General features: G+C 67.4%; 11 protein-coding genes. 7 read left to right on the plus strand and 4 right to left on the minus strand.

What is annotated here, in order from left to right; translation table 11 throughout:
• The first annotated feature begins 54 nt into the window (after positions 1-54).
• The 3 genes from ACO1P8_RS16235 to ydiK all read left to right on the plus strand — a co-directional run bounded on the left by ACO1P8_RS16235 (position 55) and on the right by ydiK (position 3901).
• On the plus strand, positions 55-831 hold the full coding sequence (locus tag ACO1P8_RS16235) for a helix-turn-helix domain-containing protein (protein ID WP_486296914.1): 777 nt from the start codon (positions 55-57) through the stop codon (positions 829-831).
• Positions 832-961: 130 nt separating this feature from the next.
• A complete protein-coding gene (locus tag ACO1P8_RS16240) occupies positions 962-2380 on the plus strand; it encodes a tetratricopeptide repeat protein (protein WP_486296915.1) in 1419 nt (472 codons plus the stop codon).
• A 348-nt stretch (positions 2381-2728) separates the two neighbouring features.
• Positions 2729-3901, plus strand: a complete 1173-nt coding sequence (ydiK, locus tag ACO1P8_RS16245) for an AI-2E family transporter YdiK (RefSeq protein WP_486296916.1) — start codon at positions 2729-2731, stop codon at positions 3899-3901.
• Here ydiK and ACO1P8_RS16250 read toward each other — a convergent pair.
• Positions 3883-4584 (minus strand): GntR family transcriptional regulator, encoded by a 702-nt coding sequence (locus tag ACO1P8_RS16250; protein WP_486296917.1) that lies wholly within the window; start codon positions 4582-4584, stop codon positions 3883-3885. The two genes, ydiK and ACO1P8_RS16250, sit on opposite strands and share 19 nt — an antisense overlap.
• Before the next feature lie 184 nt (positions 4585-4768).
• Here ACO1P8_RS16250 and araD point away from each other — a divergent pair, with 184 nt between their 5' ends.
• The 3 genes from araD (at position 4769) to ACO1P8_RS16265 (ending at position 8430) form a co-directional block, all read left to right on the plus strand.
• A complete protein-coding gene (gene araD, locus ACO1P8_RS16255) occupies positions 4769-6499 on the plus strand; it encodes an L-arabinonate dehydratase (protein WP_486296918.1) in 1731 nt (576 codons plus the stop codon).
• Between the two features lie 64 nt (positions 6500-6563).
• Positions 6564-7283, plus strand: coding sequence for a ribonuclease activity regulator RraA (locus tag ACO1P8_RS16260; protein WP_486296919.1), 720 nt, complete (start codon positions 6564-6566; stop codon positions 7281-7283).
• Positions 7284-7440: 157 nt separating this feature from the next.
• Positions 7441-8430: a Bug family tripartite tricarboxylate transporter substrate binding protein gene (locus ACO1P8_RS16265; RefSeq protein ID WP_486296920.1), complete on the plus strand. Its 990-nt coding sequence runs from the start codon at positions 7441-7443 to the stop codon at positions 8428-8430.
• 71 nt (positions 8431-8501) lie between these two features.
• On the opposite strand, the gene ACO1P8_RS16270 is transcribed toward ACO1P8_RS16265, so the two are convergent.
• The 3 genes from ACO1P8_RS16270 to sauS form a co-directional block, all read right to left on the minus strand.
• Positions 8502-9857, minus strand: coding sequence for an MFS transporter (locus ACO1P8_RS16270; RefSeq protein ID WP_486296921.1), 1356 nt, complete (start codon positions 9855-9857; stop codon positions 8502-8504).
• Positions 9858-9925: 68 nt separating this feature from the next.
• Positions 9926-11530 (minus strand): AMP-binding protein, encoded by a 1605-nt coding sequence (locus ACO1P8_RS16275; protein ID WP_486296922.1) that lies wholly within the window; start codon positions 11528-11530, stop codon positions 9926-9928.
• The gene (gene sauS / locus ACO1P8_RS16280; RefSeq protein ID WP_486296923.1) at positions 11527-12975 is read right to left on the minus strand and encodes an acylating sulfoacetaldehyde dehydrogenase; all 1449 of its coding nucleotides are present in this window, start codon (positions 12973-12975) and stop codon (positions 11527-11529) included. Before sauS ends, ACO1P8_RS16275 begins: the two co-directional genes overlap by 4 nt.
• Positions 12976-13177: 202 nt before the next feature.
• On the opposite strand from sauS, the gene ACO1P8_RS16285 reads away from it, so the two are divergent.
• Positions 13178-13942, plus strand: a complete 765-nt coding sequence (locus ACO1P8_RS16285; protein ID WP_486296924.1) for an IclR family transcriptional regulator — start codon at positions 13178-13180, stop codon at positions 13940-13942.
• The last annotated feature ends 2 nt before the right edge of the window (positions 13943-13944 follow it).

Below are 13944 nucleotides of genomic sequence, written 5' to 3' on the forward strand. Positions count from 1 at the left end.
CATCTGGGCGCGGCCGGTACGGTCAGGCAACGACATTCGCGCCACGGAGCCGCCATGGAAGACCTTCACACCGACACGTTCGCATTCTCAGAATATCTATCCGGGTCGGCGCCGTGGCTGGACAGCGTCGCGCCGCCCAGGACCGCCGGACGCGTGCCGTGCGACGGCTGCGGGGCCCGCAGGCTTTGCCAGGCGGCCCAGCTGTGCCGCGGCGGACAGGAAAGGCCGGTGGCGCTGCCCGTGTGCTCGCGCAAGGTCAGCGCGGGCGAGGCGGTCTACCGTGCCGGCGATCCGCTGCGCAACCTGTACACGTCCCGCGCCGGCACCTGCAAAAGCATCCGGCTGTACCGCGACGGGCGGCAGCAGATCACCGGGTTCCATTTGAACGGTGAATTCCTCGGCCTGGATGCGATCGCGACAGGCCGGCACGAGACCGACGCGGTGGCGCTGGAGGACATGGTCGTCTGCGTGCTGCCGTACCGTGAAATCGAGGCACTGTCGGATGAACACGCCGATGTGCGCCGCGGCATGCAGCGCATGCTGAGCCGAGAAATCGTGCGCGAAGCCGGACTGCTGATGTTGATGGGCAATCTAAGCGCCGAAGAGCGGGTTGCCGCCTTCCTGGTGGACCTGGCCGACCGCTACGCCGAGCGCGGCTATTCCCCGGTTGCGTTCACGCTTCGCATGAGCCGCGAAGAGATCGGCTCGCACCTGGGCATGAAGCTCGAAACCGTCAGCCGGATGTTTTCCCGTCTGCAGCAGCGCGGATTGATCGCCCTGCATGGCAAGGAAGTGCGCATCCTGGACCTGCCGGCCCTGCGGCTGGCCTGAGCCCGGCGTTCGCCGGATCGGGAGGCCCGCCGGATCGGGAGAGGGCACGGATCGATAAGGCCGCACGGCGCACGCGCCGCGACCGCCGCTATTCAGGTAACAGCGGGTTACGGTCGGCTACGCTCGCGGCATGACTTCAGCGATCTCCGACTCTGTACCGTGCGTAGCGGGTGAACAATGGCTCGCCCTGGGCCGGGCTCTTAACGGGGCCGGCCGGCATGCGGAAGCGGTAAAAGCGCTGCAGCGGGCCGCCGCCGACCTGCCGCTGGATCTGGATGTCTATCGCGCGCTGGTCGAAGCCTTCGACGCCAGCGGGCAGGTCGCCGATGCCGCATCCGCCCGGATCGGCATCGATGCCATCGAACGGCGCCGTGCGGTCGACCTGTTCGAGATCGGCCGCGTGTACGCCAGGCATGGCCAATGGGATGCTGCCGGCCACTGGCTGGAGCGGGCCTTGATGATCGATCCAGGGCTGTTCACGGCGCACATCTGCATGGCCTGGGTGCTGCGGCAACTGGGGCGCGCAAGCGAAAACGGCCGGCAGGTCCATCGCGTCTATCGCCGCCAGGCCGCCTTCGTCCAGGCCAGGGCGGGCGGACGGCGCCGCACCGTCCTTATCCTGTGCTCCAGCGGCTTTGCCAATGTGCCGTTTCGCCATCTGCTGCCGCCGGCGGTGAACCGGGTCATCCGTTGGGTGGTGGACCTGGGCGTGGTCGGCATGGTCCGCGGCCGCACCCGTCGCCTGCCGCGCTACGACATCGCTTTCAATGTCGTCGGGGATGCCGACCTGGGCGTGCTGTGCCGGGAAGACCTGGCGCGTTTCGCCGCCGTGGCGCCGACGCCGGTGCTGAACCAGCCGGATCGCATCGAGCGGACGACGCGCGAGCGTATCGGCGTGCTGCTCGACGGCATCGCGGACATCCTGGTGCCCGCCACGGTGCGCTGGGACCGCGGCGGCGGCGCCGGAGAGACCGTGCACGATGCGATCGCCCGTACGGGCATGCGCTATCCCGCCATCGTGCGGCCGGCGGGGGAGCACGGAGGCCAGGGCGTGGTGCTGCTGGCCGCGCCCGGAGACGCTTGCGCGCTGCCCGACGCGGGGGATATATACCTGACCGACTACCACGAGTACCGGTCCGCCGACGGCTGCTACCGCAAGTACCGGGTCATCTTTATCGACCGCGAACCGTATCCCTACCACCTCGCGATCGGCAGCCTGTGGCTGCTGCACTATTTCTCCGCGGACATGCTTTCACAGGCCTGGAAGCTGGACGAGGAAGAGCGGTTCCTGCGGGACCCCGAAGCCGTGCTGGGCGCACCTGCCTGGGCCGCGTTGCGCGCCATCGGAATGCGCATGGACATGGACTACTGCGGCATCGATTTTTCCCTGCTGCCCGACGGCCGGGTCCTGGTGTTCGAAACCAACGCCACCATGCTGGTGCACCCGGAGGTCGAGGACGATGGACTGCGCTTCAAGAATGCCTACGTGCAGAAGATATTCGATGCGTTCGACGCCCTGATGACGCGTCGGGTGCCGGCCGCCACCTGACGCGCCTCTATCTCCGTATGTGTGCGGACGATTCAAATCTTTCATGCGGGATGCGGGCGCAAGGCCGGTTTTCCTATGGATAATCGCGGCCTTGCATGATCCGTCCGGGCGGGATGGACTGCTCTTCAGCCGCGCAAGCAGTTGTTAGCGGCCATCCGCCGGCACGCTCGCCGGGCGTACATTTTCCTCAGTAGCGCGGCGTGCCGGTGTCTTCACCGCGGGCAAGCCTGCCGCGCCACGCGATTCCTGGCTGGTGTGTTTCTTCCCCCGATTCCGCCGCGGCGGCATGGAGGAACGCGATGCGTGCATGCCTCAGAACCAGGCGGCGCCGGGCCGCGAGGGGGCGATATGAGCCAGCCTGATCGTGGCGATATCGCTCGCGTCTTTTTCCTGATCGTCGTGCTCTCGGCCTTGCTGGTGGGCAGCGTGTACGTCCTGCGCCCATTCATTCCGGGATTGATCTGGGCGACCACCATCGTGGTGGCATCGTGGCCGCTGCTGCTGGCCGTGGAGCGGCGGTTGGGCAAGCGGCGGTGGCTGGCCGTTACCGTCATGATGGCGGGCCTGGTCGTCGTGATGGTGCTGCCGCTGTATCACACCATCGCCACCTTGGCGGAGCGGGCCAACGAGATCATGGTGGCCATCCGCAAGCTGCCCACCTATGCCTTGCTGCCGCCGCCCGGCTGGGTGCGCGACATTCCCTTGATCGGGCATCGGACGGCCACGGAATGGCAGCGGCTGTCCGATGCGGGGCCGGGCGGCCTGCTGGCGCGGATAGAGCCCTACCTGACGCTGGGCGCGCGCTGGGTGCTCGGCCGCGCGGCAGTATTGGGCGCCTTCGCCGTGCATATGCTGGTGACGCTGGTGTTCTCCGGCATCCTCTACGCGCATGGCGAGGCCGCGGCGGGTTTCGTGTCGCGCCTGGCCGTCCGGCTGGCCGGCCAGGCGGGCGAGGGCGCCATCCTGCTGGCGGGCCAGGCGGTACGTGCCGTCGCGCTGGGCATCGTGCTGACGGCCATTGTCCAGGCCACGCTGGGCGGACTCGGCCTGTGGTTGGCCGGCGTGCCGGCGGCGGGCATCCTGACGGCCATCATGCTGCTGCTATGCGTGGCCCAGATCGGCCCTTTGCTTCCCATGGCGTTCGGCGTGATCTGGCTTTACCGGTTGGACGCCAACCTGGCCGCGACACTGCTGCTGCTGTGGGGAATCTTTATCGGCACCATGGACAACGTGCTGCGCCCGGTGCTGATCAGCCGGGGAGTGCGCCTGCCGCTGCTGCTTATCCTGTGCGGGGTGGTCGGCGGCCTGCTGGCTTTCGGGCCGGTCGGGCTATTCATCGGGCCGGTGATTCTTGCGGTCACCCACGTGATGCTGCGTACCTGGGTGGACGGCGTGCCGCTGCCGCACGCAACGCCGGGCGTGCCAGGCGCCGCGATGCCGCCGCGCCACGCGACGCCGGACCCGCAAGGCGATGCGCCGCCGCAGCCGCAAGGGGCGCGCGATCAGGCCGCGCGGACGTAGTCGGGATACCGCTTGCAGATGTCTTCCACCTGGCTCAGGGTACCGGACAGGTGCTCGCGCAATGCCTGCTGCGCGCGTGGCGCATCGCGCGCGACGATCGCATCCAGGATGCGCTGATGGTCCTGCAGGATGCGCTCGGCCTTGCCGGCTTCGGGCAAATGCAGCCGGCGCAGGCGATCGACGTGGCCGCTGTAGCGTTGTTCCAGCTCCCAAAGACCGAGCACCCCCGCCGCGTCGTGCATCTCGCGGTGGAACGCCTGGTCGGCGGCGATGAACTGGGTGTACTGGTTGGCGGCCAGGCTGGCGCGCTGCAGGTCGATATGGCCTTGCAGGCGGGCGGCGAGCAGGGCGTCCGCGCGGCTGGCCAGCACATGGACGATTTCCAGTTCCAGCGAACGGCGCAGGAAATGCGCCTGGCGCGCGGCCGCGATATCGATGCGGCTGACCTCGGTGGTGTGCTGCGGAAAGATGTCGACCAGACCTTCCTCGCTCAGTCGCAATAGCGCATCCCGGATGGGCGTCTGGCTCAAGCCGAAGGCTTCGGCCAGTTCGGGCCGGGGCAGGACGGTGCCGGGGGCCAGCTCCATCGACACGATCAGTTCGCGCAGCTTGTCGAAGACCTGCGGCGCGGCGTGGCGGGAGCGGGCCAGGCGCAGGGTGGAGAGGATTTCAGTCAAGGACATGGATCTGCGCGTAGGCGTGGCGCGGCTTGCCTGGCCGGCCGCGCCGCCGGAGTTAGGATAGGAATCGGACCCGGAATTGTAGCGGTCGGACCGCGTTGACATACTAATACATTAGTGTTTCAATGCGAGCCGAGACACGCCGCGGCCGGGTCCGGCGCCTATAAATCCGATACGAGTGGAATCCATGACACGCACTTACGAAAGCCTGCGCAGCGCGCGCTGGATGGCCAAGGACGACCTGCGTTCCTTCGGCCACCGTTCCCGCATGATGCAGATGGGGTATGCGCCCGAAGACTGGGAAGGCCGGCCCATCATCGCCATCCTCAACACCTGGTCGGATCTGCAGCCCTGTCACATGCATTTCAAGGAGCGCGTGGCGGACGTCAAGCGCGGCGTGCTGCAGGCGGGCGGCTTTCCCGTGGAGCTGCCGGCGCTGTCGGTATCGGAGTCCTTCGTCAAACCGACCACCATGCTCTATCGCAACATGCTGGCGATGGAGGCGGAAGAGTTGCTGCGCAGCCATCCGGTGGATGGCGCGGTGCTGATGGGCGGCTGCGACAAGACCACCCCGGGCCTCATCATGGGCGCCATCAGCGCCGGCCTGCCTTGCGTCTACTTGCCGGCGGGCCCGATGCTGCGCGGCAACTGGAAGGGCAAGGTGCTGGGTTCGGGCTCCGACGCATGGAAGCTGTGGGACGAACGGCGCGCCGGCAATATCAGCAAAGTGGAATGGACGGAAGTCGAGGGCGGCATCGCGCGCAGCTACGGCACGTGCATGACCATGGGTACGGCCAGCACCATGACCGCCATCGCCGAGGCCATCGGCATGACGCTGCCCGGTGCGTCCTCCATTCCGGCCGCCGATGTCAGTCACATGCGCATGGCCGCCGAGTGCGGCCGCCGCGCAGTCGAGATGGTGTGGGACGACCTGACCCCGCAGAAGATCCTGACGGTGGCGTCGTTCAAGAACGCCATCAACGTGGCCATGGCCATGGGCTGTTCGACCAATGCCATCGTGCACCTGGTCGCCATGTCGCGGCGCGCCGGCTGCGCGGTCGGGCTGGAAGATTTCGATGCGGCCAGCCGCAAGGTGCCGGTCATCGCCAACATCCGGCCCAGCGGCGATACCTACCTGATGGAAGACTTCTATTACGCCGGCGGCCTGCCCGCGCTGATGAACCGCCTGGCGGCGCATCTGGACCTGTCGGCCTTGACGGTGAACGGCAAGACGCTGGGCGACAACATCCAGGGCGCGGAGGTCTACAACGACGACGTTATCCGTCCGCTGGACAACGCCATCTACGACGAAGGCGCGCTGGCCGTGCTGCGCGGGAACATCGCGCCGGACGGCTGCGTCATCAAGCCCAGCGCCTGCGCGCCGCAATACCTGCAGCACACCGGCCCGGCGCTGGTGTTCGACGACTATCCCAGCATGAAGGCCGCGGTGGAGGACGAGAACCTGGATGTCACCGCCGACCACATCCTGATCCTGCGCAACGCCGGCCCGCAAGGCGGCCCCGGCATGCCCGAATGGGGCATGCTGCCCATCCCCACCAAGCTGGTCAAGCAGGGCGTGCGCGATATGCTGCGGCTGTCGGATGCGCGCATGAGCGGCACCAGCTACGGCGCCTGCATCCTGCACGCGGCGCCGGAAGCCTATATCGGCGGCCCCCTGGCGCTGGTGCGCACGGGCGACCTGATCACCGTGGACGTGCCCGCGCGCCGCATCCACTTGAATATCAGCGACGAGGAAATGGCCGCGCGCCGGGCCGCGTGGCAGCCGCCGCCGCGCCGCTACGAGCGCGGCTACGGCTGGATGTATTCCAAGCACATCCTGCAGGCCAACGAAGGCTGCGATTTCGATTTCCTGGAAACCGGGTTTGGCGCGCCGGTCTCCGAACCCGAGATTTTCTGATCCGCGTCCGCCCGTATCCGGCGCGCGCCTTCGCGCGCCTTCCACCGATATCCCGGAGTTCCCCGTGTCGCAACTCAAACCCGAAACCAAGGCCCGGCTGGCGCAGGTCAGCACGGCCACGCTCTGCACGGCCCTGTTCAAGCGCGGCCTGCGCAACCAGTTCATCCAGAACGTGCATCCGCTGAACGGCGACCTGCCCAATATGGTGGGAGAGGCCTTCACCTTGCGGTACATCCCGGCGCGCGAGGACCTGAATCACATCAAGGTCTTCGAGGACCGCAGCCATCCGCAGCGCGTGGCGATCGAGACCTGCCCCGAAGGCGCGGTCATGGTCATCGACAGCCGCAATGACGCGCGCGCGGCATCCGCGGGTTCCATCCTGGTGACGCGGTTGATGAAGCGCGGCGCGGCCGGCGTCGTCACCGACGGCGGTTTCCGCGACTCGCCGGAGATCGCCAAAATGGGCTTTCCCGCCTATCACCAGCGCCCCTCGGCGCCCACCAACCTGACCCTGCATCAGGCGCTGGACATCAATGTGCCCATCGGCTGCGGCGATGTCGCCGTGTTCCCGGGCGACGTGGTCGTCGGCGATGGGGAAGGCGTGGTCGTGATCCCCGCCCATATGGCCGACGAGATCGCCGCCGAGGCTACCGAGATGACCGCATTCGAGGATTTCGTCACCGAGCGCGTGCGCGAAGGCGCATCGACGCTGGGGCTGTATCCGCCGACCGACCCGGCCTCGCGTGATGCCTTCGCCGAATGGCGCAAGGCGCGCGGCCGCTAGAACCGCCCGGAAACCCGCGCCGGACATCTTTGCCGGGCCTTCGGCGCCGCGCCTGCCCGGGCGGCGCCGGGGGGCGTTCGTCCCGCGGAAGCCATATCCCGCATGCCGGCACGGGGCCGTGCATGTCCATAGCAAAAGCGATAGACAGGAGACAACCATGACATCGCAACGACGCAGGGCGCTTGCCGCCCTGGCCGGCGCCGGCTTGCTGGCGACCGTGGGCATCCCGGCGCACGCCGCCGACTGGCCGCAACAGAAACCGATTTCCTATGTCGTGCCGTTCACGCCCGGCGGATCCACCGACGTGGTGGGCCGCGTCATCGCGCAGAAGCTGTCGGAGCGCCTGCACCAGTCGGTCGTGGTGGAAAACAAACCGGGCGCGGCCGGTGCCATCGGCGCCGCCTATGTGGCGAAGGCGACCCCGGACGGCTACACGCTGTTCGGCGGCACCATCAGCACCCACGCCATCAATCCCAGCCTGTACAAGAACCTCAGCTACGACCCGGTCAAGGACTTCGAACCGGTGTCGCTGGTGGCGACCCTGCCCAACGTGCTGCTGGTCGATCCGCACCTGAAGCTGAAGTCGGTGGCCGATCTGATCGCCTTGCTGAAGAAGGATCCCTCCAAGCGCACTTTCGCCTCGTCCGGCGCGGGTACGTCCACCCATCTGACGGGCGAGCTGTTCGCCCAGACCATCGGCGTGCCGCTGACCCACATCCCCTACAAGGGCACGCCGCCCGCGATGGTCGACGTCTCGTCCGGCAATGTGACCTTTATGTTCGACCAGATGACGGCCGCCTTGCCGTTGCTGCAGCAAGGCAAGCTGCAGTTGCTGGCGGTGACGACGGCCAAGCGGATCCCGCTGGCGCCGGACGTCCCCACGCTGCAGGAAGCGGGCGTGCCGGGCTTCGACGTGTCGTCATGGCAGGCCGTGTATGCCCCCAAGGGCACGCCCAAGGCCATCGTCGACCGCCTGTCCAAGGAAATCGCCGAGATCCTCAAGGAACCTGATGTGCAGGAAAAGCTCGGCAAGACCATGGGGATGCAACTGGTGGGGGGCTCGCCCGAACAGTTGCGCGACCTGATGGCCCGGGAGATCCCGCGCTGGGCCGAGGTGGTGAAGAAGTCGGGGGCGAAGGCCGAGTAAGCCGGGCGCTGCCACGCGTCGCGGGGTATGCCGGGGCGCGGCCCGGCGCCCTGGCATATCCGGGATAGCCGCTATTTGCCGGCACGCCACACCGCCACGCCGGCGAAATCGCCGCCCGCGCGGTGGGAGGCCGCGCCGGCCGCCGCCGCGGCCAGCCGCGCCTCTTCGGCCTCCACCGTCTTGCCGGTATCGATGAACAGCGCGGCGATAGTGCCGACGGCCAGCAGGCAGGCGGAAATCACGAACGGCACGGTGTAGCTTCCCGTTGTCTGGATCAGCACGCCAAACACCACGGGCGAGATCATGCCGGCGATGCCGAAGCCGGTGTTCATCATTCCGCCGGCGGTGCCCGCGTACTTGCCCGCAATGTCCAGCGGCAGGGTCCACAGCACGGGATTGGTGATCTCCAGGAAGAAGAACGACGCGCTCAGAAGCAGGACCGCGACGATCGGATCGCGCACGAAAACTACCGGTCCCAGGAAAACCAGAGAGCCCAGCATCCCGGTGACGAGCACGGTGCAGCGCGCCATGCGCAAGCGCCCCGTTTTCTTGTACAGGTGATCCGAGACGACGCCGCCCAACGTGTCGCCGATCACGCCGGCCAATAGCGGCAGGGCCGTGAACAACGCGAGTTGCTTCAGGTCGAAGCCGCGCGCTTCCTTCAGATAGGACGGCAGCCAGGTCAGGTATACCCACAGCAGCCAGCCGTAGCAGAAGTCCACGAAGGTCACGAGCCACATGCGGCGCACCAGGATGCGCCATGGCGTTTTGGCGTCGCGGGCGCGCTCGCAATCGCCCTTGCGGTAGCCGATCTCGGCCATCTCGCTCGCGTCGACCCGTCGATGCTGTTCCGGCGAATTGGTGAACACGAAGGCATACAGCGCGGTCCAGACCAGGCTGAGCGCGCCCAGCAGCAGGAAGGCATCGCGCCATCCACCGAAGGCGATGACCACCAGGACCAGCGGCGGGGTGACGGCGCCGCCCAGACGCGCGAAGCTGTGGGTGATGCCCTGGGCGAAGCCGCGTTCCGTGGCCGGCATCCAATAGGTAAAGGCACGCGTGGCGGTGGGGAACGCGCCGCCTTCACCCACGCCCAGCAGGAAGCGCAGCATCACCAGCATGCCGACGCTGCCGGCAAAACCCGTGGCCAGCGTCGCGACCCCCCAGATCAGGGACAGCACGATCAGCACCCGCTTCGGTCCGTACTTGTCGGCCAGCCAGCCGCCGATGATCTGCATGGCCGCGTAGGGATAGGCGAAAGCCGAGAACACCAGGCCCAGTTCGGTGCTGGTCAGCCCCATCTCCTGGCGGATCATGGGCGCGGCCACCGAAATGTTCACGCGGTCGATATATGAAATGAAGTACATCAGGCACATGACCCCCAGGATGATGTGGCGGGTCTTCACGTGCGGTAGTCGCTTTCCCATGTCGTCTCCTCCTGTCTGCGCCGGTTATCCGGTCGATTCGTGCCGTTCGCCTTCTTTCTTAACAGGCCCTAGGGCAATAGCTTCAGGCGCTGCACCTTGCCCGAGGGGCCGCGCGGCAGCTCGGCCACGGTGCGGAACTCCTTGGGTGTCTTGTATCGGCCCAGCTCGCGCAGGCAATGCGCGCGCAGATCGTCGACGTCGATGCGGTCGCCGCGGGGGACGACGAAGGCGATGATTTCCTGGCCGTAGGAAGGGTCGGGCGCGCCGACGCTGGCCGCCTCCAGCACGCCGGGGTGCTTGAGCAAGGCTTCGTCGATCTCGCGCGGCGCGATGTTTTCCCCACCCTTGATGATCAGCTCCTTGGCGCGGCCATTGATATAGAAGTAGCCTTCGGCATCGCGGTAGCCCAGGTCGCCGGTCCGCAGCCAGCCATCGTCGGTGTAGGCCTTGTGCGTTTCCTCGGGCTGCTTGTAGTAGCCGCGCATGACCTGCGGGCCGCGCACCACGATCTCGCCGCATTCGCCCGGCTCGGCCGTGCGGCCGTCGGGCAACAGAATTTTGGCCTGCGCGCCGCAGGGCAGGCCGATGCTGCCTACGCGCCGCCGGTCCGCGGCAAGGGGGTTGCTGAATAGGGGCGCGGCGGTTTCCGTCATGCCCATGGTTTCGATGACGCCGATACCAAAGCGTGTTTCGAAAGCGCGATGATGCTCCGGCGGCAGGGCGGCGGATGCCGAGCGGCAAAAGCGGATGCGGCGCAGGGCGTCGGCATCGGCGGCCTCTTCCCCATTCAGCAGATAGGCGACGATGGTGGGCACCACATTGATCCAGGTGCACCGATGGTCGATGACATCGCGCCAGAAAGTGCGCGCCGAAAAGCGCGGCGGCATGACGACCGACCCGCCATGCGCCAGCGGCGCCAGCAGCGTCACCACCAGGCCGTTGATGTGATACAGCGGCAGCGATGCCATGACCCGGTCTTCCGGGCCCAGGCGATGCTCCGCGCTGATGATTTGCGCGTTGGCGACCAGGTTGGCGTGCGTAAGCAGCACGCCCTTGGGCGTGCCCGTGGTGCCGGAGGTATACATCAGCAGGGCATCGTGGCCGGGCGCCGGCGCGTCCGCCGGGCCGGAAGCGTCGGCATCACGGCATCGCGGCCCGGCCGGCGCAGCCTCGCCCTCGCCCTCGGCGAGCACGGCATGGCCTGCCCGAGACGGCCGCCATGCCATCGGGCCGTCGATGCATACCGGATGCGGCAACCCGGCGAGCCCGTCCGCGCGCAGTTCGGTCAGCGCCGCGTCGATCGGACCTTGCGTCGCGGCGGTCGTGAAGACCAGCCGGGAGTCCGAATGGCGCAGGATGTGGCGGGTCTGGACCGGCTGGCACAGCAGGTTGATGGGATTGGCGACCAGGCCGCTGTACATGGCGCCCAGCAGCAGGCGCGCGGCGTGGATGCAATTGCCCATATAAACGGACACGACATCGCCACGCTGCAAACCCTGCTGGCGCAGGCGTGCCCGCAGCGCGCGGCAATCGGCCTGTAGCTGGCCGTAGGTCAGGATCGTCGCCGGCCGGCCCGGCGCGTTGTCGTCGTCCAGGGCGATCAGGAAAGGCGTGTCCGGATGCGTCGCCGCGCGCGCGTCGATCAGGTCGCGGATGGTGCTGGCGCCGCTCATTGTCCGTACCTCTCGAAAAAGTCGCCCAATACATCGTCCAGCTCCGGGACCCGTTCCTCGATGGGATGGGCGATGCGCGTGATGTTCAGGTAGTGCCGGTAGTTCAGGTTGTCGGAGAAGTTGTTGCGCCCCCACGTGCCGCAGCCCATGGACAGCGAGAACGGCAGGCCGTTGTCGAAGTTGCCGCCGGTGGCGAAGCAGTGCGATTGATTGACGATGACGCGGGCCACCGGAAGACCGCGCGCCAGGGATTCGGCGCGCTCCGGCGTCGCGGTGTGCAGGCCGACCGAATGTCCCGCGCCCATATAGGCGTAGATGCGGTCGACGATCTCCGCGGCATGCGCGAAATCGCGCGCACGGTAGACGGCCAGCACGGGCGATAGCTTCTCTCCGGAAAATGGATGATCCGGGCCGTAGCCGTCTTCCTCGGCCATCAAAAAGCCGGGCTGCCGCGCGGCAATGGCATGCAGGCCGGCGCGGATGGCCAGGGTGGCGGCGTCCCGCGCCGTCATGGCGTGCGACAGCTTGCCTTCCTGCCACATCGCGCGTTGCAGCGCCGTCTTGCCGGCGGCATCCAGCAGGGCGCCGCCGGCCGCGGCAAGCTCGTCCAGCATGCGCGCGTAAACGGCGTCCTCGATCACCACGCTGTTCTCGGACGAGCAGCTGGTCGCGTTGTCGAACATCTTGGAGCGGGCGATGCGTTGCGCCGCGAGCCGCAGGTCCGCGCTGGCGTCGACGATGGCGGCGACGTTGCCGGCGCCCACGCCGAAGGCCGGCGTGCCGCTCTGGTAAGCCATGCGGACGTTCGACTGCGATCCGGTGGCGACCACCAGGTCCGCTTGCCGCATCAATTCCCCGGTGGCCTGTTTATCGACCGGCGCGGGCAGCATCTGGACGAGCGCCGCGGGCAGTCCGCAGCGATCCAGTTGGGCGTGCGCGTATTCCAGCAGCCGCGCGCAGGTCGAATGGCCCTTGGGCGAAGGCGCGACGATCACGGCATTGCCGCACTTCAGCGCGTTGATGATTTTGTTGGCGGGCGTCGCGGCCGGATTCGTCGACGGCGTGATGGCTGCCACCACGCCCACCGGCCTGGCGACTTCCACCAGGCCGCGCGCCGGGTCGCGCGAGATGACGCCCGTCGTCGGCACGCCATGCAGGTCGCGCATCAGGCCCAGCGTTTTGCGATGGTTCTTGCGTATCTTGTCCGGGACATTGCCCAGTCCCGTGTCGGCGACCGCGAGCTCGGCCAGCGCGCGGTTGCGGTTTGGCTCCATGATGGCCCAGGCGACTGCCTGGGCCGCGGTGTCCAGGCTTTGCTGGCCGCCGGCCAGCAGCGTTCGCTGCGCCGCGCGGGCCTGTTCGATCATGGTGGCGATGGAGGCGGAACCGGTGCCGGTCTGCGCGGGAACCGGGGCGGCAACCGCCAGCGTTGCGGAGGCGTTCATGCGTTTGCTTCCTTGCAAGAGAACCGGCCCTCACTCTAGGTCCACTCGCACCGCAGCAAAGTCCCGTTTTTTTCAACTCGCGCACCAGCTTTCCTCGCTAGAATCGAAATAAACGCTTTTCGGGACCGGTGTTGTCCCGAAAAACAATAAAGTCATCGCAAAAATACACAGAGCATAAGAAGAGGGAACCGCTGGAGGAGGCATGACGAATTGGAATCAATCCAATGCGGCGGCCGTGCGCGCTTTCCGGGTGCTGGAAACCCTGGCCAGCGCCGGCCGTCCGCTTTCGATGACCGAGCTGGTGGATACGCTGGGTCTTCCCAAGCAGACGGTGCACCGGATTCTCGGCCAGCTCACCGATGCATGGCTGGTGACGCGCGGCGCGGGCGACAGGCTCTATGAATGTTCGTCGCGGGTGCGCCAACTGGCGGTGAACGTGTTGATGCACGCCGGCCCGGCGGCGGCGCGTCACGCCTTGCTCGAACAACTCGTCGAACGCATCGGCGAAACCTGCAACCTGACCATGCTGTCCTGCAACGACGTCGTCTACGTCGACCGCGTGGAGACACGCTGGCCGCTGCGCCTGCATTTGCAGCCCGGCTCGCACGTACCGCTGCACTGTTCGGCCAGCGGCAAACTGCTGCTGAGCTTCCTGCCGCACGAGCGGCGCGAGCGCGTCCTGGCCACGCTGCCCCTGAGAGCCTATTCCGAGCGCACCATCGTCGACCGGGACCGCCTGCGCGAGGAACTTGCCCTGACGCGCAAACGGCGGCTGGCGGTGAACGACCAGGAACACCTGCAGGGCCTGATCGCGATCGCGGTGCCGGTGATGCTGGACCGCACGCGCGCCTGCGCCGCCATCGCGGTACAGGCGCCGGTAGGCCGGGTCACGCTGGAAGACCTGGAGACCTTCGTGCCGGACCTGCGCGCGGCCGCGGCCAAGACCGCGGAAACCTTTCGCCTGTAGAA

Source organism: Bordetella sp. (assembly GCF_057362025.1).

What these genes read in the sequence shown, in the direction of transcription:
- ydiK (WP_486296916.1), top strand. Translation starts at nt 2,729, where the DNA reads ATGAGCCAGCCTGATCGTGGCGATATCGCTCGCGTCTTTTTCCTGATC.
- sauS (WP_486296923.1), bottom strand. Translation starts at nt 12,975, where the DNA reads ATGAACGCCTCCGCAACGCTGGCGGTTGCCGCCCCGGTTCCCGCGCAG.
- ACO1P8_RS16285 (WP_486296924.1), top strand. Translation starts at nt 13,178, where the DNA reads ATGACGAATTGGAATCAATCCAATGCGGCGGCCGTGCGCGCTTTCCGG.
- ACO1P8_RS16275 (WP_486296922.1), bottom strand. Translation starts at nt 11,530, where the DNA reads ATGAGCGGCGCCAGCACCATCCGCGACCTGATCGACGCGCGCGCGGCG.
- ACO1P8_RS16250 (WP_486296917.1), bottom strand. Translation starts at nt 4,584, where the DNA reads ATGTCCTTGACTGAAATCCTCTCCACCCTGCGCCTGGCCCGCTCCCGC.
- ACO1P8_RS16235 (WP_486296914.1), top strand. Translation starts at nt 55, where the DNA reads ATGGAAGACCTTCACACCGACACGTTCGCATTCTCAGAATATCTATCC.
- ACO1P8_RS16265 (WP_486296920.1), top strand. Translation starts at nt 7,441, where the DNA reads ATGACATCGCAACGACGCAGGGCGCTTGCCGCCCTGGCCGGCGCCGGC.
- araD (WP_486296918.1), top strand. Translation starts at nt 4,769, where the DNA reads ATGACACGCACTTACGAAAGCCTGCGCAGCGCGCGCTGGATGGCCAAG.
- ACO1P8_RS16270 (WP_486296921.1), bottom strand. Translation starts at nt 9,857, where the DNA reads ATGGGAAAGCGACTACCGCACGTGAAGACCCGCCACATCATCCTGGGG.
- ACO1P8_RS16240 (WP_486296915.1), top strand. Translation starts at nt 962, where the DNA reads ATGACTTCAGCGATCTCCGACTCTGTACCGTGCGTAGCGGGTGAACAA.